Source organism: Lysinibacillus sp. A1 (assembly GCF_000801965.1).
Classification (GTDB): domain Bacteria; phylum Bacillota; class Bacilli; order Bacillales_A; family Planococcaceae; genus Lysinibacillus; species Lysinibacillus fusiformis.
Genome location: NZ_JSZM01000004.1, coordinates 163,250 through 186,254 on the forward strand (window position 1 = coordinate 163,250; position 23,005 = coordinate 186,254).

The following is a 23,005-nucleotide window of genomic DNA, read 5'->3' on the forward strand; positions in this document are numbered from 1 at the left end:
GCTTGCCTTTTTGTATGTTATAAATACTCTTTTAACTCCGTTTGTAAAAATGGTGTTGCATGTAATAAATTTAAGAAAGCATCATAGTTGGCACGTTGCTCTACATTTGCTTTTTTTCCTGTTCGGTATGCTCGGATTAAAATATTTTTAGGCGTATTTTCCATATCAATAAATTCAAGAAGCTGTGCTTCATAGCCAACAAGTGACAAGATTTCAGCCCGAATAGAATCAGTAGCAAGGGCGGCGAAACGCTCTCTGATAAGACCGTGTTGTAACATAATGTCCAATGAAGGGGTATTTAGTTGACGATTTAATTCATGTTGGCAACAAGGAACACTTAATATAACGCTTGCGCCCCATTTCACGGCACGGGCTAAAGCCATATCTGTAGCAACATCGCACGCATGCAGCGTTACGACCATGTCTACAGCGGATTCCTCATTATAATCATTAATATCTCCTACAAGAAATTCAAGCTGGTCATAGCCTAGATCCTGTGCTATTCTTGAACACTCTTCAATAACTTCCTTTTTCAAATCCAAGCCTGTTACACGTATATCTAGACCTTTTTCGATTTTTAAATAATGATACAACGCAAACGTTAAATACGATTTGCCTGATCCAAAATCTAAAATACGAACTTGCCGATTTTTTGGTAAGTAGGATAAAGCATCGTCAATAAATTCAATAAAGCGATTAATTTGCTTAAATTTATCGTATTTTTGTTTTTTAACTTTTCCATCCTCTGTTTGCACGCCAAGCCGGATTAAAAACGGGTAAGGTTGATCATCCGAAAGTAGGTAATTTTTTTTGCGATTATGTGCCAAATTAACTTGCTTAGGTGTACTGGATTGATCGGATTTCCAAAGTACTTTATTCTTTTTGGATAATTGGACTTGTACTTTTTCATCAATAAAATCAACATGGGCTTGGCGATAATCTTCGAATATAGTCTCCAGCTTAGCGGGAAATTCGGTCAATTGAATATTTTCATGTTTTAAAATTCGTTCATATTGGTATTCAATTTGTATATGATAACTGTTCTTTAACATTAAAGGCTTCAACTTAATGCGTTTAACTTCATTAGATTTCATGCGAGGTTGACTGATTGTCGCAGTAACTAGCTGTTGCTGTAAAATTCTTTTTATGAGATGAGCTTTCATTTCTTCAAATGTCATACATTTTCGCCTACTTTATTGTGTAATAGATGGCACTAGTTTAACACACTTTATAACGAACAATGTTTTTGAAAAAATTTTCACAAAAATTCTGAGTAATTATAGGTAGAATTGTATGTTCATGGTATCTTTATGTATAGTATTTCTTTATGAATTGGTGATACTAAAGACTGAATAGGAGGAAAAAGTATGTCAGATAATATGTATCAATTATTAGCAATTATTATTTATATGGTCGCCATGCTAGCGATAGGCTGGTATGCATTCGTTAAAACATCCAATTTAACAGACTATATGCTTGGTGGTCGTTCCTTAGGTCCGGCTGTAACGGCTCTAAGTGCAGGTGCGGCGGATATGTCTGGCTGGCTTTTAATGGGCTTACCCGGTGCTATTTTTTTATCAGGTCTTGTTGAGGCTTGGATTGCCATTGGGTTAACAGTAGGTGCTTATTTAAACTGGTTATTAGTAGCACCACGGCTACGCGTTTATACACAGGTTACCAATGATTCCATTACAATACCGAGTTATTTGGACAATCGATTACGCGATCATACGAAGTTAATCAGAATTGCTTCAGGTATCATTATTTTATTATTTTTCACATTTTATGTTTCTTCCGGGATGGTAGCAGGGGGCAAATTTTTCGATAGCTCATTTGGTTATGATTATCATACAGGTTTGTTAATTGTTTCGGCAGTAGTAGTAGCCTATACATTGTTCGGTGGATTTTTAGCAGTAAGTTATACCGATTTTTTACAAGGACTTATCATGTTTATAGCACTTATTTCTGTACCACTATTCGGTCTTTTTGTAACAGGTGGGATAGGGGATACAATTACTTCTATTAAAGCAGTTAGCCCAGATCTTCTAAACATGTTACCGGCCACTGCAACAGCAGCCGGTATTATTTCCTCGCTTGCCTGGGGATTAGGCTATTTTGGGCAGCCACATATTATTGTGCGCTTTATGGCCATCAGCTCTGTAAAGGAAACAAAGCAGGCTCGTCGTATTGGTATTGGCTGGATGATGTTAAGTTTATTTGGCGCCATTGGGACAGCATTAGTAGGGGTAGCTTATTATGAACAAAATGCAGGTGAGCTAAAAGACGCTGAAACAGTGTTTATTGTACTTGGACAAATTTTATTCCATCCATTTATAGCTGGAATTATGCTAGCGGCCATTTTAGCTGCTGTTATGAGTACCATTTCATCGCAATTAATCGTTACCTCTTCGGCACTTGTAGAGGATATTTATAAAGCATTGTTTAACAAAACAGCAACTGATAAACATTATGTTTTTGTAGGGCGTATGGCTGTTTTAGTTGTTGCGATTATTGCAGCAATTTTAGCCTGGAATCCAGATAGCTCGATTTTAAGTTTAGTTGGTTTTGCATGGGCAGGATTCGGTGCAGCATTTGGGCCAGTCATTTTACTTTCTTTATATTGGAGAAAGTTAACAAATTACGGAGCTTTAAGTGGAATGGTAACGGGTGCTGCAACAGCATTTATTTGGGGGAAAGTTGAATCATTATCAAGTGCCCTATATGAAATTGTGCCAGGCTTCTTCGTATGTTTAATCGTTGCGGTTATTGTTAGTCTATTGACGTATAGACATAATGAAGAAATTGAAGAAGAGTTTAACCGTTCGGAAGTATTATTAAAAGAAGAAAGAAAATAAAGGAAATGCGCCTTTTCTAAGAGGCGCATTTTTTGAAACGTTTTTCATAACGTTCCGAACATACGGACAGGTGTAATTTATGGTAAGATGAAGAAAATTTGTCGTAGGGTCACCGAGGCTTTGGTGGGAGGTTTCTAATGGATAGAATTAAGGAAGTTGATGTATTAATTGAAAAGGCCATTCTCGTTGGCGTAAATTTACGGAATGATGCGCACTTTGATTATTCAATGGAAGAGCTTCAAAATTTAGCAGAGGCTCTCAATGTGGAGGTTGTAGGGATAGTTACGCAAAATTTAGAGCGCGTGACACCTTCCCATTATGTTGGTACAGGTAAAATAGAAGAAATCAAAAATTTCTATGAAGAAGCACAAGCAAATCTCGTTATTTTTAATGATGAGCTATCACCGTCGCAAATTCGTAATTTAGAGCGTGATCTAGCAACAAAAGTTATTGATCGAACAATGCTTATTTTAGATATTTTTGGCCGCCGTGCGAAAACACGGGAGGCACAAATGCAGGTAGAACTAGCACAGCTTCAATATATGCTCCCACGCTTAGTGGGCTTACATGCCTCTTTAAGCCGTCAAGGTGGAGGTACAGGTGGTGGCTTTAAAAACCGAGGTGCTGGGGAAACAAAGCTAGAATTGGATCGTCGAAAAATTGAAGATCAAATAGCAAAAATCAAAAAGGATCTAGAGCAGGTCAAAGATCAACGAGAAACGCAGCGGAAACAGCGTCGAAAAAATGCCCTTCCGGTAGTGTCTATTGTCGGCTATACGAATGCTGGCAAGTCAACGATTATGAATCAGTTGTTGGCAGAGATAGGGCAAGAAGAGCATAAACAAGTCTTTGAGAAGGATATGCTTTTTGCTACGCTTGAAACCTCAGTTCGTCAGATAGAGCTACCTGATAAAAAGACATTTTTATTAACGGACACAGTTGGATTTGTAAGCAAATTGCCTCACCATTTAGTAAAAGCGTTCCGCTCCACATTAGAAGAGGCACGAGATGCAGATCTCTTATTACATGTCGTAGATGTTTCTAATTCAGAGCATGGTTTTATGATGGACGTTACAAATGAAACGTTAAAAGCGGTAGGAGTTGAAGGTATCCCTACCATCTATGTTTACAATAAAGCTGATCTTGCCCAAGTGCCTTACCCTGTTGTAAGTGGGGATAATATTTGGGTTTCAGCAAAACAAGGGGTAGGGTTAGAAGAATTAATTCAATTAGTTCGTCAACATATTTTCTCCCATTATGTGACATGTGAAATGCTCATACCTTATGACCAAGGGAATATTGTTTCTTATTTAAATGAACATGCCTCTGTTTCTAATACAGCATACGAAGAGGGCGGTACTTTATTATCGCTTGAAGTTAAAGAAGCGGATTATGCAAAATATCAGCAATACGTTGTAAATTAATAAAATGAAAAAATAACCTGAAGCATGCCAAAAAGATTTTGGCATGCTTTTTGTGATTAAGGGGAATATAGAATCTAGAACAACAGCATGTACGTATTTTAATAATTTTTAGAAAAGATAGTTTAAATTTGGATAAAAAGTTATAAATCCGAATTTTAAATATTTTAGAATAATTTAATGTTCAGAAAACAAGTTTGCACTATGGAAGTGTGAGAAAACTTAGATATATCAAAGGATTTAATAATTATCAAAATGAACAGTCAGAATTTAAAGAAAAATGATAAATTTTCAACATTTTTTAAAACTCTTGCTAAAGTTAAAAAAACACTTTAGTATGATGAAACACAGTTTTTTAATCCTTATTTTAGGGTAATAATGTTTTTTTAAGAGAATATTTTTAATTGGGAGAGGGTATTGTATGTCTAGTAAAGATGAAGTTGTAAAATCTGTCCCTCAAAATGGCTTTGTTGGACACCCTAAAGGGCTCTTTACTTTGTTTTTCACAGAATTTTGGGAACGTTTCTCGTATTATGGTATGCGAGCAATTCTCATCTTCTTTATGTATTACGAATTGAATCAGGGTGGATTAGGTCTAGACCGCGGAACAGCGAACTCGATTATGGCCATTTATGGTTCCCTCGTTTATATGTCAGGTATTATAGGTGGATGGATTGCTGACCGAGTATTAGGAACACGTAGAACTATTTTTTATGGTGGCGTGTTAATTATGATTGGTCACTTATTGCTAGCACTGCCTGGCGGTGTAGCGATGCTATTTGCTTCAATGGCATTTATCGTAATGGGGACTGGGTTATTAAAACCAAACGTTTCAAGTATTGTTGGGGATATTTACGCTGAAACAGATAGCCGTCGTGATGCAGGCTTCTCTATTTTCTATATGGGTATTAATATGGGGGCATTCATTGCACCATTTATTGTCGGAACAATTGGACAAAAGTATAGCTTCCACTTAGGCTTTGGTTTAGCCGGTTTAGGGATGTTCATTGGATTAATTGTTTATAAATTGACAGAGAAAAAATACTTAGGCTTAGCGGGTTTACAAGTTAATAACCCATTAAAGCCTGAAGAACGTAAAAAAGTCTTTGCGCAATTTGGTATTGTTGCTTTACTGATTATTATTCTTGGTGCTATTGGTATTAAAACGGGTACTTTAACAATGAATGTATTCAGTTTAATTATTACAGCTCTAGGAGTATTAATTCCAACAGCCTTCTTTATTTTTATGTATCGTAGTAAAAAGACAACAAAAGATGAAAAATCTCGACTTCTTGCCTATATTCCATTATTCTTGTCAGCCGTTATGTTCTGGGCGATTCAAGAACAAGGGGCAACAATTCTGGCTACGTATGCAGACGAACGTACACAACTAAGTATTGGTAGCATTCAGCTTCAATCTTCGTGGTTCCAGTCATTAAACCCGTTATTTGTTATAACAATGGCACCATTATTTGCGATGTTATGGCTTAAATGGGGAGACAAGCAGCCAACTACGCCACGTAAGTTTTCATACGCCTTATTCTTTGCAGGTTTATCATTCCTTGTCATGATGATTCCAGCACATTTATCTGGCGGAGAAACATTAGTTAGTCCTTGGTGGTTAGTACTGTCATTCTTCTTAGTAGTTGTAGGTGAATTATTATTATCACCAGTTGGTTTATCTGCTACGACGAAATTGGCACCACAAGCATTTGCTGCACAAACAATGTCTTTATGGTTTTTAACAAGTGCTGCAGCACAAGCAATTAATGCTCAGTTAGTAAAGGTTTATGAAGTTGTAAGCGAATTCACATACTTTGGCTTCTTAGGATCGCTTTCAATTGTCATTGGTATATTATTGTTAGTTTTATCGCCAATTATTTCAAAGGCAATGAAAGGTATTAACTAAATTAAAGATGTAAATACAGTCCGGATAATGGGCTGTATTTACATCTTTTTTTGTTATCTAAATAAATGTCTATTTATGAAGTCTAGCGCGAAATATATTATCTTAAGTAGTAATTTTATTGAGTATGGGTATAAGTTTCTATGTAGAAGATGATTATTTTCGCTATAATAATCATAATTATAAGAAAATTTTAAGGGGTTGGATGTTATGAAAGAAGAATTGGACCGTTTGAGGTCAAGATTAATGGAGATTTTCACGTATTTACACGCCAATCCAGAAATTAGCTGGCATGAGGTAGAAACAACCAATTATATAGTAGATCTATTAACTGAAGAAGGGTTTTCGCCAATTCGTTTTAAAAATTCTACAGGTCTTTATGTGGATGTGGGCCATGGTAGTCCCAAAGTAGGTTTACGAACAGATATAGACGCATTATGGCAGGAGGTTGATGGCCATTTCCGTGCCAACCATTCCTGTGGGCATGATGGACATATGACAATGGCTATTGGTGCACTCTTATTATTAAAAGAACAACAGCCATCATTTAATGGTACAATCCGTGTCATTTTCCAACCGGCTGAAGAAAAAGGGACTGGAGCATTAGCGGTCTTAGAAGAAGGGGTAATTGATGAGCTCGACTATTTATTTGGAGTTCATGTAAGACCAGTCCATGAGCTAGAGGATGGTACATACTGTGCTGCCTTGTATCATGGTGCCTCTCGTTTACTTGAAGGGGAGATCATTGGGGAAGATGCACATGCTGCAAGGCCACACCTTGGCATTAATGCAATCGAAGTAGGGGCTACCATCATTGAAGATTTACGAACCATTCATACCGATCCAATGGTACCTGTTTCGGTGAAGATGACAAAGTTTCATGCAGGGGGAGAATCAGGCAATATTATACCTGGTAATGCCTCATTTACGATTGATATTCGAGCCCAACAAAATAATGTTATGGACGATTTAGCGCAAGGGGTCAAACGTGTTATTGATTCCTCTAAGTTATTGCATAAGGTGCAGATTGAATTACGTACTGTTGCCAATATTGTAGCCGCAGAAGTTGATACGAGTGCACAATATATTATGGAACAAGCAATTATACAAGCTGCCGGATTATCAAATTTAAGAAAGCCGGTACACACACCTGGTGGAGAGGATTTTCATCATTATGCGGTAAAACGACCACACTTAAAAACAACAATGTTGGGCTTAGGATGTGGGTTATCACCAGGGTTACACCATCCTAAAATGAAGTTTAAACAAGCAAGACTTGTTACTGGCGTGGAGATTCTTACGAGAGCAGTCTTGTTAGCATTGGAATCAACGGATACAAAGGAGGCGTCAGCATAATGTTAGAGCAAGTGCATATTCGCAAAGTAATGACACCTATAGAAATTGCAGAGGTCCAAAAGTTAAATGCTGAAATATGGGGAAGCCAAGCAATTCCCTCTCACCAATTACTAGCAGTTGTACAAAATGGCGGATTAGTTTTAGGTGCTTATTTAGAAGAAAAGCTAATTGGCTTCAACTATTGCTTTGTAGGTTCTCATGATAGAGAAATATACTTACATTCACACATGATTGGTGTAAATAAAGCATATCGTGAACAAGGTGTAGGTGAGTTATTAAAGCATGCTCAGCAAGAATACGCAAAAGAAAATGGATTTCAGCTGGTTCGTTGGTTAATTGAGCCTCTGGAGGTGAGTTTAGCAAATTTAGCATTTTTAAAGCTAAATGCTATGAGTTATCAATACGAAAATGATTATTACGGCGCTCTTCAAGATGACTTTAATGAAGGATTACCATCAGATAGGCTAGTTGTAGAGTGGTGGATAGAGCGTGAACAAATGGCAGATAGCATTGACGAACTAGAAGAGATCGCAGATGAAATCGTACCGTGGACACTAACTGTCGATGGCTTGCCTGTCCTAGACATAGATAACACATTTCAAATGGAGCAATCCTTTCATCAGGATGCCTATCTATTACCCATTCCTCAATATTTGCAGAAATTGAAAGTTGAAAGTCCTAAGCTAGCTGAGGACTGGCGCTATAAAATTAGAAAGATCTTAACAACGTTATTCAATCAAGACTATGCCATTGTACGCGTCAAGAAGCACCCGGAATATGTCCATAGCTATCTGTTAGTCAGACGCTCCTTATTAGCCTTATAATTATAATAGGGAGTGAAGTTTGTGAAAATAGAAAAGATAACGTTAAGACATATTAAAATGCCGATGAAAGCACCATTTACAACAAGCTTTGGCACAATTGATGAAAAGGAACTGTTATTAATAGAAGCGCAAGATGAATCTGGGATTACTGGATGGGGAGAAACGGTAGCTTTTGTAGCGCCTTGGTATACAGAGGAGACTTTAAAGACGACATGGCATATGCTGAAAGATTTTCTAATACCCATTTTGCTACATAAAGAGGTTGGGCATCCAGATGAGGTGACTACATTGTTTGCTCCTATTCGCAGAAATTGCATGGCGAAAGCTTCGATAGAAGGCGCAATATGGGATATTTATTCCCAGCAAACAAAGCAATCACTCGCAAAGGCTTTAGGTGGGCAAAAACAACGTATTGAAGTTGGGGTCAGCGTAGGTATTCAAGCTTCAACAGCTCAATTAATAAAAGTAATAAAAAGCCATATGGAAAAGGGCTACAAAAGGGTGAAAGTGAAAATTAAGCCTGGCTATGATGTAGAAGTGGTACGTGCAATCCGTGCAGAGCTACCGGATCTACCTTTAATGGTCGATGCGAACTCAGCTTATACGTTGGGTGATATCGCCATATTACAGCAGTTTGATGATTACAACTTATTAATGATCGAACAGCCATTAGCTACTGATGATATTGTGGACCATGCAACCCTACAAAAAAACATAAAAACACCAATCTGTTTAGATGAAAGTATCACATCGTTTGAAGATGCTCGTAAAGCAATTGAGCTAGGGAGCTGTGGTGTAATCAATATTAAAATTGGACGAGTTGGCGGTTTAACAGAGGCGAAACGGATTCATGATCTCTGTAAGGAGAATCATATTCCCGTTTGGTGTGGAGGGATGTTAGAGGCAGGAATCGGACGAGCACATAATATTGCCTTAACTTCGCTTAGCCATTTTATGTTGCCTGGAGATACTGCAGGCTCTAGTCATTATTGGTATGAGGATATTATTAATCCAGAAGTCATCGTCAAAAATGGATACATTGATGTACCTCAAGAAATCGGCATTGGCTATACAATTAATAGGGCTCTTATTGATAAGCTAACGATTAGCAAAGAGATCTATCAATAAAATCATTTACGATAAAGGAAAAAACGAGGAGAGAACTGATTGAAAAAAAGCTTGCAAATCGGCGGTGCCTATGTAGGAATTATCGTTGGTGCAGGATTTGCATCTGGACAGGAAATTGTCCTCTATTTTACAAGCTATGGCTTTAAAGGGGTTTATGGTGCCCTATTAGCGATGGTTGGTTTCTCTATTGTTGGTATGTGTGTAGCCCAGGTTAGCTCAAGACTACGCACTGCATCTCATAAGGATTTAATTTATCAGATTTCTGGTAATGCTGTTGGTCTTGTATTGGATTATTTATTATCACTGTTTTTATTTGGCGTGGCTGTTATTATGTTTGCTGGTGCGGGTGCAACATTGCAGCAAATGTTTGGACTACCTATTTGGCTAGGGAGTATATGTATGATACTGCTAACTATAGCCACCGTGATGATGGATGTTAAAAGTATTATTAATATTATTGCACTAGCAACTCCGTACTTATTAGCGATTGTTTCTATTATTGCTATCTATGCCATTGCAACGATGGATCTTACCTTTGTCGAACAAGCGGTAATTGCCCAGCAGGCGCAAATAAGCTCGAAAAGCTGGTGGGTGACTGCTTTGTTATATATGTCATTTAATATTGGAGTAAGTTTCTCATTATTAACGGTGATGTGCGGCTCGGTGCGTAATGATAAAATAGCTGGAATGGGGGGCATTATTGGCGGAATTCTTTTAGGCGCTTTAATTCTGCTTATTAATTTTTCTCTTCTTGCAAAAATGAACGTTGTTATAGGACTAGATATTCCTATGCTAGCATTAGCAAATGAAATTCATCCATTAGTTGGGCTATTAATGACTTTCTCTCTATTAGGGATGATTTATAATACGGCAGTAGGGATGCTCTATTCATTTATGGTAAGATTCTTTAAGCCTGATAGACCTAGCTTTAAAGTAGCGGTTATTTTTATAGGAGTTTTAGGCTTTTTAGCAAGTCTAGCAGGATTTACGACGCTTGTAGCTAAGCTCTATGCAGTAATGGGATACGTAGGGTTGGTATTAATTCTATTCATTATTTCAGCATGGTTTAGAAAAGTGAGACGAATCATATAACAAATAAAAATGGTAATTGAGACGCGCGGGTGTTCTCAATTACCATTTTGTTTGGATAAAAAAATTGTAGAAATAGTGAATTATTTAAGGGATAAAATTTGCCGAAAATACTAATATTTCATTAATTAGACACGTTTTCTAGTTCCTTTAAAATAAACCGAGAATAATTCTCATTTACAGGTTGACTGAGAATGAAAACATGACTATAATGGAAATCGTGAGTAATGATAATCATTTTCACTACACATTCATTACACACAAAATTGAAATCTACCGGGGATTACTATGAAAATAAGATATCTTTTAACAGCAACTGTTGTGTTGTCTATAGTATCGCTATTTATCGGAGTAGTAGATATTAAACCAAGTGATCTATTAGACTTCCAATCAGAAGAAACTAGACTATTTTTAATTAGTCGTGTACCTAGACTTGTTGCTATTTTGCTAGCAGGTGCAGGTATGAGTATTGCTGGTTTAATTATGCAAAGCTTAAGTAGGAATAAGTTCGTATCACCAACGACAGCAGGTACTTTAGATGCCACTCGACTGGGTGTATTGATTTCCATGATGTTTTTCTCGAATGTCACGTATTTCCAAAAAATTTCCTTCGCTTTCATATTTGCTTTAGCCGGCACATTATTATTTATGCAAATATTAAATCGAATTAAGTTTAAAGATGCGATTTTTATACCGCTTATTGGCTTAATGTATGGTAATATCCTGTCTTCCGTAACAACGTTCTTTGCTTATAAGGCAAATATTATCCAAAACATTTCTGCATGGTTACAAGGAGATTTCTCATTAATCATGAAAGGCCGTTATGAACTGTTATACATAAGTGTACCAGTACTTATTTTAGCTTATATTTATGCCAATCGTTTTACAGTAGCTGGTATGGGTGAGGATTTTGCTAAAAATCTTGGTCTATCCTATAAGCTTGTGGTGAATTTAGGCTTAGTATTGGTGGCTCTTATCTCCACAACAGTGGTGCTAACAGTCGGTGTCATTCCGTTCCTTGGCTTGATCATACCGAATATTATTTCACTGTTTAAAGGTGATAATTTGGCAAAAACATTGCCGCATACAGCATTACTTGGTATGTCATTCTTATTATTCTGCGATATTTTAGGACGCGTACTGATTTTCCCTTATGAGATACCAATTAGTATGACTGTTGGTGTAATTGGAAGTGCCATCTTCCTAGTCATGTTGTTTAGGGGGAGAGCATATGCGTAATCGTACAAGAATGTTCATTTTACTGGGTCTTGCCGTGATAGCTATCTTATTGTATCTATTTTGGGAGTTAAATGGGAATTATCACTATGCCTTCCCGAGACGTGTCATAAAAGTTATAGCGATGGGGCTAACGGGTATAGCTATTGCCTATTCAACAGTGGTTTTCCAAACCATTACCCATAATCGAATTTTAACGCCAAGTGTTATGGGATTAGATGCTTTGTATATGTTGATTCAAACATGCATCTACTTTTTCTTTGGCTCTACATCTATTTTAGTTATCAATATTTACTATAATTTTACCCTTGCTATTGTATCAATGATTGTTTTCGCTTTAATTTTTTATAGAGTTTTGTTTAAAGAAGGAAAGCGACCAATATATTTCTTACTCCTTGTTGGTATGATTGTCGGTACGTTCTTAGGAAGTATCACAACATTCTTCCAAGTATTGATTGATCCTAATGAATTTTTAGGCTTACAAAGTAAAATGTTTGCAAGTTTTAACAATGTTAATTCAGATTTAGTTTGGCTTGCTGGTGTAATCATTTTACTAACATTTATATATGGTTGGCGTCATATGAATCAATTAGATGTCATGTCTTTAGGACGAGATACAGCAATTAATTTAGGTGTACCATATGATAAGCTGGTACAACGCATGTTAATTTTAGCTTCTATCTTGATTTCTGTTTCGACAGCGCTAGTTGGGCCAATTACATTCTTTGGATTAATCGTTGCGAATTTATCGTATCAGTATTTTAAAACATACAAGCACTCCGTCTTAATTGCTGGTTCTTGTGTAATGAGTATTATTGCTTTAATCGGTGGGCAGTGGATGGTTGAACGAGTATTCACTTTCAGTACTACACTAAGCGTCATTATTAATTTTGTGGGTGGAGTATACTTCATCTACTTATTATTAAGAGAAAGTAGGTCAGCAGGATGATACAAGTCAAAGAAATTACGAAGTTTTTCGGGAAAAAACCTGTCGTTCAAGATGTAAGTGTTGACATTGTTTCAGGGAAAATAACGTCTTTTATTGGACCCAATGGTGCAGGAAAGTCCACGCTACTTTCAATGGTGAGCCGTTTGCTGAATGCAGATACTGGTGAAGTACTACTCGACAAAGCAGATGTAAGACGCTGGAAATCAGATGATTTCGCTAAGCGCGTATCCATATTAAAACAGTCTAACTTTATGAATGTCCGCTTAACGATTCGTGAGCTTGTATCCTTTGGTCGTTTCCCTTATTCAAAAGGAAATTTAAAACCCGAAGATGAAGAAAAAGTGGATGAAGCTATTCAATATATGAATTTAGAAGATATTCAACATAATTACTTAGATGAATTATCAGGCGGTCAACGTCAGCGGGCTTTTATTGCAATGGTTATTGCTCAGGATACAGAATACATCTTACTGGACGAGCCGTTGAATAATTTAGATATGAAACATTCTGTTCAGATTATGAAGATTTTACGTAAGCTAGTGGATGAGTTAGGGAAAACAGTTGTAATTGTACTCCATGACATTAATTTTGCATCAGTATACTCAGATAATATTGTTGCATTAAAAGATGGCCGTGTTGTGAAAAACGGTTCTACCAACGATATTATTAACTCGGACGCATTGAAGGAAATCTATGATATGGATATCCCTGTTCAAGAGCAGGATGGCTGCCGAATTTGTGTTTATTTTAATTCTTAGAAATAGTAACAGATGGTTTAACCATCCATTTAACTATAAAATATATTTTAAAGGAGAATTTTTAAAATGAAAAAATGGAAATTACTAACAGTATTAATGGCGATGATGCTATTAGTTTTAGCTGCTTGCGGTTCAAAAGACGAAGCAAAAGAAGAAGATAAAGGTACGTCAACTGACAAACCTGCAGAAGAACAAAACGAGGCTTCTTCAGCATATCCACTAACTATTCCAGGTAGCACTATTGAAGGTCGCGATGGTAATACTACATTTGAAGAAGTAAAGCTTGATAAGATCCCAGAAAAAGTTGTTGTTTTTGATAATGGTTTCTTAGATACTCTAGATGCACTAGGTGTTAATCCTACTGCAGTAGTACAAGATTCATTACCATCTTACTTAAGCAAATATAAAGATAGCACTTATGTAAATGCTGGTACTTTATTCGAGCCTGATTATGAAAAATTATCTGAAATCAACCCAGATATTATTTTCATCTCTGGTCGTGCGTCAGCAGCATATGCTGAGTTATCTAAAATTGCACCAACAGTTTACATTGGTGTAGATAACAAAAACTTCCTAGAATCATTCAAAGCTAATACAGAATTAGCTGGTAAAATTTTTGGTAAAGAAAAAGAAGCAGCAGATGCAATCTCTGCATATGAAGCAAAAGTTGAAGAAGTAAAAGGCAAAGCAACTGCATCAGAAGAGAAAGCTTTAATCGTATTAGGTAGTGAAGGCGCATTATCAGCATATGGTTCTGGTTCACGTTTCGGTGTTATTCATGATGTATTTGGTGTGAAAGCTGCTGATGAGAAAGTTAAAGTTGGCACACATGGTGATAATGTAAGTTTTGAATATGTTCGTGAAACGAACCCTGATATTCTATTTGTAGTTGACCGTGACGCTGTTGTAAATGAAAACGGTGAATCAGGTACAAAAGCTGCAATTGAAAATGAAATCGTAAGTGCAACAAACGCTGTGAAAAACGGTAAAGTATTCTACCTAGATCCAGAAGTTTGGTACCTTTCAGGTGGCGGTTTACAATCTGAAACGTTAAAAGTTGAAGATGTATTAAAGGCGTTTAACTAATATGTTTGTACAAATTAAACGTATCGTTGTGACGGAAGGGAATTCGGACAAAGTGGTGGAACGTTTTGGTGCTAATCCAAACGGACCATCATTACTTGAACAACAACCTGGTTTCATTGATAAACAGGTACTTGTTAAGAAAGTTCGCCGTGGTGATGAGGAAGTGCTAGTGATGGTTCGTTGGGAATCAGAAGAAGCATGGAAGAATTGGGAGAAGAGCCCTGAGCATATTGCTGGTCATAAGGCAAGCGCAGGTAAGCCAAAGCCTGATCATATCATTGAAAGCGGACAAGAAGTATATTATGTAAAAGGTTAATAGCCTAGAGGTGTCTCAAGCGATTGAGGCACCTTTTTGTTGTACATAAAAAGCAGATAACAATGGAACGAAAAGGGATGCCATTGCTATCAGCTTATTCAAACTAATGGGTAATCGGTGTTTTTATTGAACTACAAAATGTAGCATCCATATTAAAGGAAATAGTGCTTTCATTAATGGAAAGCCCTGAGATGCTAGTATTTTCATCTAGCCTATGAGTTATAGATGATTCTGTCACCGCTGCCAGTCCTCTAGCATTAATAATTGTGTAGTTTGCAGTCATGTAAGCGGTAGATGACGCTATATTTAATCCAAAGGTTAATGGATTGACTGATGGCATACTAGATAGGTTGTCATTCGAAATTTTAATAATGCCATATTGCTGAATATAGTAATCTCTTTTTTGCTGAAATGTATCTTCAAATCCAGGAACATCACTAATTAAGTTTGAAAAGGTTGAAAGCTTTTTATAGACCTTTAAGGTTTCTTGATAAGCTTTTAACTCAGATTGAATAATAATCTGTTCAATTCGTAGTTGCTCCCCTGTAGGCTTTTTAATTGTAATTTCTTCAGCTGAGACAGAGATATTACATGAAAAAGTAGCCGTAAGTATGAAAACAGTTTCGTTAAATCCATTTTTCATTTTAAAACACTCCCAGTACAAAAAAATTCATGTTCATCAATCTATCAGGACAATGAGAAAATCAATTTATATTAATATAAGCGTAACATCTGTCATAGCGCCATTTCAATGGTGAGTTTACGCCAATTTTATGGCGGTACATAGTTCTCTACCGCCATATTATAACTAATATTTAACAAAATAATGGCGTGGTTTGTATAATTAACGCCACTTTTTGGCGGGATACTTCTTTATATAAGAAACTATGGGATTATATGTATAAAATATTGACACTGCTAGTATTAATTCCCACTAATATATATAATATTTATTAATATATCGGGAGGGAGAGAGGACTATTGAACGGGTTGGATGAGTGTATTAATAAATCATTAGACATTCTTATTGAAAATGAAACATTTCTTGATCATGAGCTAAAATTGCTGTTTAAAAGCTTTAAAGAAGAAAAAATAGAAGTAGGTTTTTCTTTTGGCAAATTATGCTATTGGCACTACGAGGCGTTTTCACATTTTGTAAATGACGACATTTACAAAATCGCTGCAGCGGTTGAACTCTTAATACTGTCTTTTGATATTATTGATGATCTTCAAGATAAGGATTCAGATAATAGTTGGTGCAGGACGCCAGAACTTTCTTTAAATGTTGCTCTAGCTATGTTGATTATGGCTTCAAAAACAATTAACGAAACTTCCTTTGAACATAAAAGAGCTGCTATAACAATACTTGAAGAATGTGCATTAAAAAGTATTAGTGGTCAACAATTGGACTTATTAAATAATTGCCGGGATGAAGATTCTTATATACACATGATTACACTTAAATCTGGTTCCTTAACAGCGATGAGTTGCTTAATAGGAGAGGTTCTTGCCAAAGGGGAAGTATCCAAAGAAGTAGAGGCTTATGGAAAATACATAGGCATTATCCAACAAATTAAAAACGATATCCAAAGTTTGAAAGCATGGGGACCTAAAAATGACCTACTAAATAAAAGATTCTCCTTGCCGATTATTTATCTTTTATCACAGAAAAATGATGTTTCAAAATCTGTAGCTGACTATTATAATGGTGATATAGTTACAATTTTGGATCATAAAGAAGCAGAAAATGAGTTGACAAATGGCGGAGCAATACGTTATGCAGTTACTGTGAAAAATGTCTATAAATTGAAGGCAATAAATGATCTTGAAAATATAGAATTAAATGATTTAGCTAAAGACTACCTACAAAAATTAATAAAGTGATGAGGAGCGATTGGATGATTAATGTAATTCAGTACTTAGAAAAAAACCCAAGCCTAGTTGCATTATTAAAAGAACAAAGAGCCTCATTAATTGGAATTTCATCTATAGAACAAATGGCAATTTTAGAAGCATTTATTGATGAAATGAATATAGAAAGTGAAATTTGGAACTAAAAACTTTGCGTAACAAGTTTTTTTGGCCAGCTATAGTTCTTTATTTAGTGGTAGGTTTATATTTAAATTTTGTGAATTATAGCGCGCCATATATTGAAATTGGGGTAGAAGAAAAAGATGGTAAATGGCTAGTATCTCAACTATATTATAAAGATTGGGCTAAGGGGCAGAATATATCCATTGGTGATACTGTTTTAAACGTAGATGATGGCCCGATTGCCGAACTAAATCAATTGAAATATAAATCAAAAATACTATCTGCGAATGACCTTACAATTATGAAGCCAGATGGGAAAATCAAAAATATACATATTAAACATTTAGATATTCCTCAGCAATTTTTTTATGTATTAATAGTTCCAGCTTGCTATTATTTATTAACGTTATTTGTTGCTTTTTATTTATATTTCAAGCAAAGAAATACTAGGTTAACAGATTTACTCATTCTTTTTATATTAGCTGTCTCGCTAGCTTATGTAAGTAGTGGAGTTTCGGGTAGGTTAGATGGGATAGGGATTATTGTAAATCGTACTACTATGTTATTATGTTTAGTGATTTTATTACATTTTTTAAAAAATTATTTTGCATTTATGAAAACGAAATGGATGTTTACGAATAATATCCGGTTCTTTTATTTAATGCCTTTGATTGGTTTTATATTGGCTTGTATTGGAACTGTTTTCCCTGCTTCTAATGATATACTTTCGAATATTGTATTATTTATGTTCCTTATTTTGCTTATTATTATCTTAGGTATTTTATTAATAAGCTATTTCAAATATAGCTCACCTCAGTTGAAGATTTTATTAAGTAGTATAATGATTCCGTTTTTACCATTTCTATTTTTATATGTACTTCCAAAAATCCTTTTTCATACGTATATCCTTTCATCTGAGATCAGCTCCTTATTTTTATTACTGATACCTTTTAGCTTTATATTTACACAATTAGCAGAACGATTATTTGATATCGAGTATCATATTACTAGATTGCGCTACTATGTTATTTTTTCTTTACTATTTACCTTATGGTTCACAGTTGGCTTGTATTTCATTGCCGGTCAATATTTAAGAATCACTGTCATGTCAGGCGTGTCCTTCTTTACATTTTCTTCGCTAGTCATACTCTTTTATGTAAAAGAAAAAGTTGACTATCGTAAGCGGAAAATATTATTTTCAACAAAAGGTGATTATATTCATCAGCTGTACACGGCTGTAGATAAAATAGGGAAAACTATTAAAATGGATGAGCTTTTAGAGAAATTCGCATATGAGGTTTCTGTTCATTTGGAGCTAGAGGATGTTTTTGTTTTAACTTATAACTATGATACGAATGAATTCCTTACAAATAGTGGGGAGAGAATTTTGATACATCCTGACACAATGGATGATATAAGATTGGGAGAAATACGTAAGATTGATAAAATTTATTTAGCATTTCTCCATCAGGATGTTCATTATAAACGAGCATTAGTGCTGGGGCATAACAATACAATTCATTTAAAAGATGAGGAGCTACTATGGCTCGAATTGCTCCTATTGTATGTAAATAATTTTATTGAAAATACAAAGATGGTGGAAGAACTATTAGAGGAATTGAAGCATATGAAGCAAGCTGATGACGGCCAACTGCCGTGGCTTAATAAGCTGTTATGGTTGAGATTCGAAGAAGAAAAGTACCAGTTAGCCCAAGAGCTACACGACACCAATTTGCAGGAACAACTTCATATTGCAAGAGAGGTGGATGTCCTTGTTAATGCAAAGGATACAACAGACATTCAGGAGAAGCTTGCAAAAATTCATAAGCAGATGGTTGACTCTCTACATGAATTACGATCATACTGTGAGAATTTAAAGCCTCCATTACTGGATACATTAGGTTTAAATGCTGCATTAGAAAAGTTAATTCGAAAGGTTCAAGAAAGAGCTAATTTTGTTCTAATTTATTCAATAGATCGACTGTATTTAGAAGATGAGCGTATGAATTTAATGATTTATCGATTATTTCAAGAGGTACTGAATAACGCCTTAAAACATTCCTATGCAACAGCTGTTGAAATCCATCTAAAGGAAATGAATGATGGTTTTGAAATCATCTATAGTGACGATGGTGTAGGGTGTCATGTAGAGGATATTATCGTAGCAGAGTCAATGGGCATCCGAGGTATGCAGGAGCGTGTAAAAGCCTTTAATGGTCATTTTTATATTGACTCACAACTAAACCAAGGGATGTCTATTAGAATAGCAGTTAAAGAAGGGAGTGAAACACATGATTACCATGCTCATAGTGGATGATCACCCTATAGTTTTAGAGGGAACTAAAAATTTATTTCACGAAAATGAAGATATTATAATTGATACTGAAAGTGATGCCACATGTGTTATACAAAGAATAAAAAATAAACCATATGCTATTTACCTGATTGATATTAACATGCCATTGGAAAATGGTATTAATTTAGCCCGTCATATTAAATCTATTCAGTCGGATGCTTCCGTTATCCTTTATACAGGAGACGATATAACGGATTATTATCCCCTTATTTTAGAGAGAAAAATAGAAGGCATTTTAGCGAAAACGGCCTCTAAGGAGCAAATCATACGGACAGTTAGAGCGATTGCAAATGGTGAATTTGTTCTACCAAAAAATTTCTTAGATTTTCTGGATGATAAATTTAAATTGCAAAGTGCTAAAGATATTCATTTAAATGAAAAAGAAAAGAAAATTTTAAGACTGATTGCAGAAGGTCATACAAATAAAGCCATTGCTATTGAATTGAATATTCCTCAGCGAACTACTGAGAGATATTTAACACAGCTCTTTTCTTTGCTAAATGTAGATTCAAGAACAGAGGCTGTGAATCTTGCTGAAAGAATGAATTTACTCTAAAGAAATTCCATGCTATACTGTTGGTGTATTTTTCTATTAAAAGGTACTTTATAACAAAAATTCTTCTCATATAATTTTCTGGGAAAATATACCTCATTATTATGCTGGATTTACTATGAAATTTTCTAACACCGCCAAAAAAGTGGCGGTGTATTTTTATGTCCGCCAAATCACGCCATATTTCTGTATGAATCACGCCAAAAAAATGGCGTAAACCCGAAGTTGAAATATCGGTATAAGTACTGGTACGCTTAAATTACCGTGGTTAAGTAGATTTGCTATAGTGAGTAATAATACAAATGATTTTCTTCAAAATAAAGGAACCTGACTATCTATGTAAAAGGTAGATTATAGAATGGTAACTAGCAGTCAATATACTTCACCATAAAACTTTATAAAGGTAGGCGTGTATTGTGAAAGTAGAACTCGAAAATTTGTTTTCTATAGATGAATCTAGTCAAGATCAAGTGATTAACGTTTATAATCGTCATGGTATTGCTATTGGTGCGCCTGAAATTAGAAAGAGAAATTTAAAAACAAAATTTAATCCTATTTTTACATTAAATGAAGATGTAACATATGAGAAAGTAGCTGCAGTATACGAGTCATTAGAGCGTGAATTTGGCATTGTCTCAATAGGAGAGCGTTTCTACTTTGAATTTTCTGATTTGGAATATGAACGGGCACCATTATTTACTTTAAATTCAACAGGAAATTCACCCGAGATGTTTCTAGAGGATAAAGGAACTTTATTTTCTTTAAGTACTCATTGTAAAAATTGCGGACTTATGGATAAAGAGCAATTATCTCCTATAGTTATTGATACTTCACACATGAAAGGACGTCATTTAGTTCATGTAAGTGGATATTGGGTAGCTTCAGAGGAACTGGTAGCACTATTGAAAAATGAAAAACTAGAAGGCTTTGAATTTTTAGAGGTAATCCATCAGGGACCTGAGCAAGGTAAACAGCCAGCTTATCAAATTATTCCAACACAAATGCTACCGTCTTGTAGTCAAGATAGAGTGAAATTATACTTTGCAACTGAACAACCTCCATGTAGCTGTGGTTTAAATGGTGTTATCAAGGGGCCAGATATTTATCATCAGGAAGATTTAGCTGCGTTAAAAGGCGATGTCTTTTACTCAACTGAATGGAGTCATGATGGAAGATATCTTTATAAAAAAACTTTATTTAGTAAAAGATTTAGAGAAGTGATTATAAAACATGGAATCTCTCGTGAAGTAAGAGGAGAAAAAGATCGAAACTTTGATCCAAAGGATTGGCTGTTTGATCCAGTACTCATCAAATAATATAGATGTGGAACAGAGGTGTGTTGATGATATTTAGGAAAATTCTACCTATTGTGGCCATTTTATTCATTGTTGCATTGGTCGTCTCTAATTATTTTAACAAGCCTAATGAACAGGCCATGATTGTCACTGAAGAATGTAAAATGTATTTATAAAAATTAATGCTTCTCTCCCTCTAGTTCGGACATAGTTATGTTATGATGTGAAGATCATAGCAGTATGTTTTTGAGGTGAACGTATGAAAAAATGGGCCTATCCTTTGGCAATTATTACACTAATTATTTTTATTTTTCTGAAATTTACTTTTCGAAGTGATTGGATGAATAAATTTGATGCGAAAATGGCAGATGTCTTTTTTGGCAATCAATTTATTGAAGTCTTTCATTATATAGGAGAACCTATATTTGTTGTCATTGTAGCAGTACTTTTGATTGTGTATTTAGCGTGGAAGACAAAAAATTATCGAGGCATGCTATTTGTTGTTTTAACATTTGCAGCAGGGAATGTGTTAAATCAAGTATTAAAAAAGTGGATCCAACGAGCGCGACCTGAAATTGAAGATCAATTAACATCGTATAGTTTTCCATCTGGACATGCTATGACGGGTATTCTGTATTTGTTTGCAACTGCTTATATATTAGCTGAAAATAACAGTAAAAGTCGTAAAATCCTATTATGGGTTGGGGCTACGATTCTGATGGTGCTTATAGGATTATCTCGTATAGCTGGTGCTAGACACTTTGCTACGGATGTACTTGCAGGCTGGAGTATGGGCTATACTTGGTTTATCATTTGTGTCATCTGGTATGAACGTCGCAAAAGAACATTCCAATCGAATCATAAATAGGTTGTGAGGGCAGTATCAAATTCATCGGATTTGATACTGCTTTTTTCTGTGCAAAAGGATCAAGGAAGGGCATGAGCGATATTTACCTTGTAAAAAAGAATTGCTCTTAGGAAACTTCTGCGTTAAGATGAGTACAATAAAAAAAAGGGAAAAGGAAGAAGGGTATGGACGGGAACGTTTTACTAGCATTTGGTCTGACTCTATTTGCAGGGCTTGCAACTGGGGTAGGTAGTTTAATAGCGTTTTTTACATCACGAACAAATACAAAATTTTTATCGCTAGCATTGGGTTTTTCTGCAGGCGTTATGATTTATGTCTCACTTGTTGAGATTTTCGTTAAGGCTAAAGATGCTTTAACGAATGCATTAGGTACTACGAATGGTTATTGGATGACAATCGCCGGATTCTTCGGTGGCATGTTATTCATTGCTTTAATCGATAAATTCATTCCAAAATCTACAAATCCTCATGAAGTAAAACTAGTGGAAGATGTGAATGCAATAAAGCCACAGGTCAATGAAGATCATTTGATGAAGATGGGTATTTTTACAGCTCTAGCTATTGGAATTCATAACTTTCCGGAGGGGATAGCTACATTTATGTCAGCTATTAATGACCCAAATGTAGGGATTGCCATTGCGATAGCAGTAGCAATTCATAATATTCCAGAGGGGATAGCAGTGTCTGTACCAATTTTCTTTGCAACGGGTAATCGTCGAAAGGCTTTTAAATTATCATTTTTATCGGGGTTAGCAGAGCCCGTCGGTGCATTAGTAGCATTTTTGCTCCTTATGCCATTTTTAACAGACGTAATGTTTGGCATCATTTTTGCTGGAGTGGCAGGCATAATGGTCTTTATTTCATTGGATGAATTATTACCAGCAGCGCAGAGGTATGATGAAACTCATTTATCTATGTATGGTTTGGTAGCGGGAATGGCTGTCATGGCCATCAGCCTTGTGTTATTAGTATAAG

General features: G+C 35.6%; 22 protein-coding genes. 20 read left to right on the plus strand and 2 right to left on the minus strand.

What is annotated here, in order from left to right:
* Positions 1–17: 17 nt before the first annotated feature.
* Entirely contained in the window at positions 18–1,178 is a 1,161-nt protein-coding gene (locus PI85_RS02805; RefSeq protein ID WP_036121169.1) for an SAM-dependent methyltransferase, read from the minus strand.
* Between the two features lie 189 nt (positions 1,179–1,367).
* Here PI85_RS02805 and putP point away from each other — a divergent pair, with 189 nt between their 5' ends.
* The 12 genes from putP (at position 1,368) to PI85_RS02865 (ending at position 14,924) form a co-directional block, all read left to right on the plus strand.
* Positions 1,368–2,855, plus strand: coding sequence for a sodium/proline symporter PutP (putP, locus tag PI85_RS02810; protein ID WP_036121166.1), 1,488 nt, complete (start codon positions 1,368–1,370; stop codon positions 2,853–2,855).
* Between the two features lie 137 nt (positions 2,856–2,992).
* Positions 2,993–4,279, plus strand: a complete 1,287-nt coding sequence (gene hflX, locus PI85_RS02815) for a GTPase HflX (RefSeq protein WP_036121164.1) — start codon at positions 2,993–2,995, stop codon at positions 4,277–4,279.
* A 418-nt stretch (positions 4,280–4,697) separates the two neighbouring features.
* Positions 4,698–6,185 carry a peptide MFS transporter gene (locus PI85_RS02820; RefSeq protein WP_036121161.1) on the plus strand — a complete coding sequence of 496 codons (1,488 nt, stop codon included), beginning with the start codon at positions 4,698–4,700 and terminating at the stop codon, positions 6,183–6,185.
* Positions 6,186–6,392: 207 nt separating this feature from the next.
* Positions 6,393–7,538, plus strand: coding sequence for a M20 peptidase aminoacylase family protein (locus PI85_RS02825; protein ID WP_036121158.1), 1,146 nt, complete (start codon positions 6,393–6,395; stop codon positions 7,536–7,538).
* Positions 7,538–8,362, plus strand: a complete 825-nt coding sequence (locus PI85_RS02830) for a GNAT family N-acetyltransferase (protein ID WP_036121156.1) — start codon at positions 7,538–7,540, stop codon at positions 8,360–8,362. The genes PI85_RS02825 and PI85_RS02830 overlap by 1 nt, the downstream gene beginning before the upstream one ends.
* 21 nt (positions 8,363–8,383) lie before the next feature.
* On the plus strand, positions 8,384–9,490 hold the full coding sequence (menC, locus tag PI85_RS02835) for an o-succinylbenzoate synthase (RefSeq protein WP_036121152.1): 1,107 nt from the start codon (positions 8,384–8,386) through the stop codon (positions 9,488–9,490).
* Positions 9,491–9,529: 39 nt separating this feature from the next.
* Entirely contained in the window at positions 9,530–10,582 is a 1,053-nt protein-coding gene (locus tag PI85_RS02840; RefSeq protein WP_036121147.1) for a membrane protein, read from the plus strand.
* Positions 10,583–10,867: 285 nt separating this feature from the next.
* Positions 10,868–11,818 (plus strand): ABC transporter permease, encoded by a 951-nt coding sequence (locus PI85_RS02845; RefSeq protein WP_036121145.1) that lies wholly within the window; start codon positions 10,868–10,870, stop codon positions 11,816–11,818.
* Positions 11,811–12,764 carry an iron chelate uptake ABC transporter family permease subunit gene (locus PI85_RS02850; RefSeq protein ID WP_008175176.1) on the plus strand — a complete coding sequence of 318 codons (954 nt, stop codon included), beginning with the start codon at positions 11,811–11,813 and terminating at the stop codon, positions 12,762–12,764. Before PI85_RS02845 ends, PI85_RS02850 begins: the two co-directional genes overlap by 8 nt.
* Positions 12,761–13,522, plus strand: coding sequence for an ABC transporter ATP-binding protein (locus PI85_RS02855; RefSeq protein WP_008175175.1), 762 nt, complete (start codon positions 12,761–12,763; stop codon positions 13,520–13,522). The genes PI85_RS02850 and PI85_RS02855 overlap by 4 nt, the downstream gene beginning before the upstream one ends.
* A gap of 66 nt (positions 13,523–13,588) precedes the next feature.
* The gene (locus PI85_RS02860; protein WP_008175172.1) at positions 13,589–14,608 is read left to right on the plus strand and encodes a siderophore ABC transporter substrate-binding protein; all 1,020 of its coding nucleotides are present in this window, start codon (positions 13,589–13,591) and stop codon (positions 14,606–14,608) included.
* A gap of 1 nt (position 14,609) precedes the next feature.
* A complete protein-coding gene (locus PI85_RS02865; protein WP_008175171.1) occupies positions 14,610–14,924 on the plus strand; it encodes an antibiotic biosynthesis monooxygenase in 315 nt (104 codons plus the stop codon).
* 103 nt (positions 14,925–15,027) lie between these two features.
* Here the strand turns inward: PI85_RS02865 and PI85_RS02870 are convergent, their stop codons facing one another.
* A complete protein-coding gene (locus PI85_RS02870) occupies positions 15,028–15,567 on the minus strand; it encodes a hypothetical protein (protein WP_036121143.1) in 540 nt (179 codons plus the stop codon).
* A 338-nt stretch (positions 15,568–15,905) separates the two neighbouring features.
* Between PI85_RS02870 and PI85_RS02875 the strand changes: the two genes are divergently transcribed.
* The 8 genes from PI85_RS02875 (at position 15,906) to zupT (ending at position 23,004) form a co-directional block, all read left to right on the plus strand.
* Entirely contained in the window at positions 15,906–16,808 is a 903-nt protein-coding gene (locus PI85_RS02875; protein WP_144422565.1) for a polyprenyl synthetase family protein, read from the plus strand.
* A gap of 14 nt (positions 16,809–16,822) precedes the next feature.
* Positions 16,823–16,981 (plus strand): competence pheromone ComX, encoded by a 159-nt coding sequence (gene comX, locus PI85_RS02880; RefSeq protein WP_008175167.1) that lies wholly within the window; start codon positions 16,823–16,825, stop codon positions 16,979–16,981.
* 5 nt (positions 16,982–16,986) lie between these two features.
* Complete coding sequence (locus PI85_RS02885) at positions 16,987–19,275, plus strand: sensor histidine kinase (RefSeq protein WP_233301581.1); 2,289 nt, start codon at positions 16,987–16,989, stop codon at positions 19,273–19,275.
* Positions 19,250–19,870, plus strand: coding sequence for a response regulator transcription factor (locus PI85_RS02890; protein WP_008175164.1), 621 nt, complete (start codon positions 19,250–19,252; stop codon positions 19,868–19,870). The genes PI85_RS02885 and PI85_RS02890 overlap by 26 nt, the downstream gene beginning before the upstream one ends.
* A gap of 413 nt (positions 19,871–20,283) precedes the next feature.
* A complete protein-coding gene (locus tag PI85_RS02895) occupies positions 20,284–21,183 on the plus strand; it encodes a hypothetical protein (RefSeq protein ID WP_039391042.1) in 900 nt (299 codons plus the stop codon).
* Between the two features lie 26 nt (positions 21,184–21,209).
* Positions 21,210–21,338 (plus strand): hypothetical protein, encoded by a 129-nt coding sequence (locus tag PI85_RS25005; RefSeq protein ID WP_255350091.1) that lies wholly within the window; start codon positions 21,210–21,212, stop codon positions 21,336–21,338.
* Between the two features lie 83 nt (positions 21,339–21,421).
* A complete protein-coding gene (locus tag PI85_RS02900) occupies positions 21,422–22,030 on the plus strand; it encodes a phosphatase PAP2 family protein (protein ID WP_036121133.1) in 609 nt (202 codons plus the stop codon).
* A 164-nt stretch (positions 22,031–22,194) separates the two neighbouring features.
* On the plus strand, positions 22,195–23,004 hold the full coding sequence (gene zupT / locus PI85_RS02905; RefSeq protein ID WP_008175159.1) for a zinc transporter ZupT: 810 nt from the start codon (positions 22,195–22,197) through the stop codon (positions 23,002–23,004).
* The last annotated feature ends 1 nt before the right edge of the window (position 23,005 follow it).

What these genes read in the sequence shown, in the direction of transcription:
- PI85_RS02805 (WP_036121169.1), bottom strand. Translation starts at nt 1,178, where the DNA reads ATGACATTTGAAGAAATGAAAGCTCATCTCATAAAAAGAATTTTACAG.
- PI85_RS02830 (WP_036121156.1), top strand. Translation starts at nt 7,538, where the DNA reads ATGTTAGAGCAAGTGCATATTCGCAAAGTAATGACACCTATAGAAATT.
- comX (WP_008175167.1), top strand. Translation starts at nt 16,823, where the DNA reads ATGATTAATGTAATTCAGTACTTAGAAAAAAACCCAAGCCTAGTTGCA.
- PI85_RS02860 (WP_008175172.1), top strand. Translation starts at nt 13,589, where the DNA reads ATGAAAAAATGGAAATTACTAACAGTATTAATGGCGATGATGCTATTA.
- PI85_RS02825 (WP_036121158.1), top strand. Translation starts at nt 6,393, where the DNA reads ATGAAAGAAGAATTGGACCGTTTGAGGTCAAGATTAATGGAGATTTTC.
- PI85_RS02855 (WP_008175175.1), top strand. Translation starts at nt 12,761, where the DNA reads ATGATACAAGTCAAAGAAATTACGAAGTTTTTCGGGAAAAAACCTGTC.
- PI85_RS25005 (WP_255350091.1), top strand. Translation starts at nt 21,210, where the DNA reads ATGATATTTAGGAAAATTCTACCTATTGTGGCCATTTTATTCATTGTT.
- PI85_RS02865 (WP_008175171.1), top strand. Translation starts at nt 14,610, where the DNA reads ATGTTTGTACAAATTAAACGTATCGTTGTGACGGAAGGGAATTCGGAC.
- PI85_RS02845 (WP_036121145.1), top strand. Translation starts at nt 10,868, where the DNA reads ATGAAAATAAGATATCTTTTAACAGCAACTGTTGTGTTGTCTATAGTA.
- PI85_RS02870 (WP_036121143.1), bottom strand. Translation starts at nt 15,567, where the DNA reads ATGAAAAATGGATTTAACGAAACTGTTTTCATACTTACGGCTACTTTT.
- PI85_RS02890 (WP_008175164.1), top strand. Translation starts at nt 19,250, where the DNA reads ATGATTACCATGCTCATAGTGGATGATCACCCTATAGTTTTAGAGGGA.
- PI85_RS02820 (WP_036121161.1), top strand. Translation starts at nt 4,698, where the DNA reads ATGTCTAGTAAAGATGAAGTTGTAAAATCTGTCCCTCAAAATGGCTTT.
- zupT (WP_008175159.1), top strand. Translation starts at nt 22,195, where the DNA reads ATGGACGGGAACGTTTTACTAGCATTTGGTCTGACTCTATTTGCAGGG.
- putP (WP_036121166.1), top strand. Translation starts at nt 1,368, where the DNA reads ATGTCAGATAATATGTATCAATTATTAGCAATTATTATTTATATGGTC.
- hflX (WP_036121164.1), top strand. Translation starts at nt 2,993, where the DNA reads ATGGATAGAATTAAGGAAGTTGATGTATTAATTGAAAAGGCCATTCTC.
- PI85_RS02850 (WP_008175176.1), top strand. Translation starts at nt 11,811, where the DNA reads ATGCGTAATCGTACAAGAATGTTCATTTTACTGGGTCTTGCCGTGATA.
- PI85_RS02900 (WP_036121133.1), top strand. Translation starts at nt 21,422, where the DNA reads ATGAAAAAATGGGCCTATCCTTTGGCAATTATTACACTAATTATTTTT.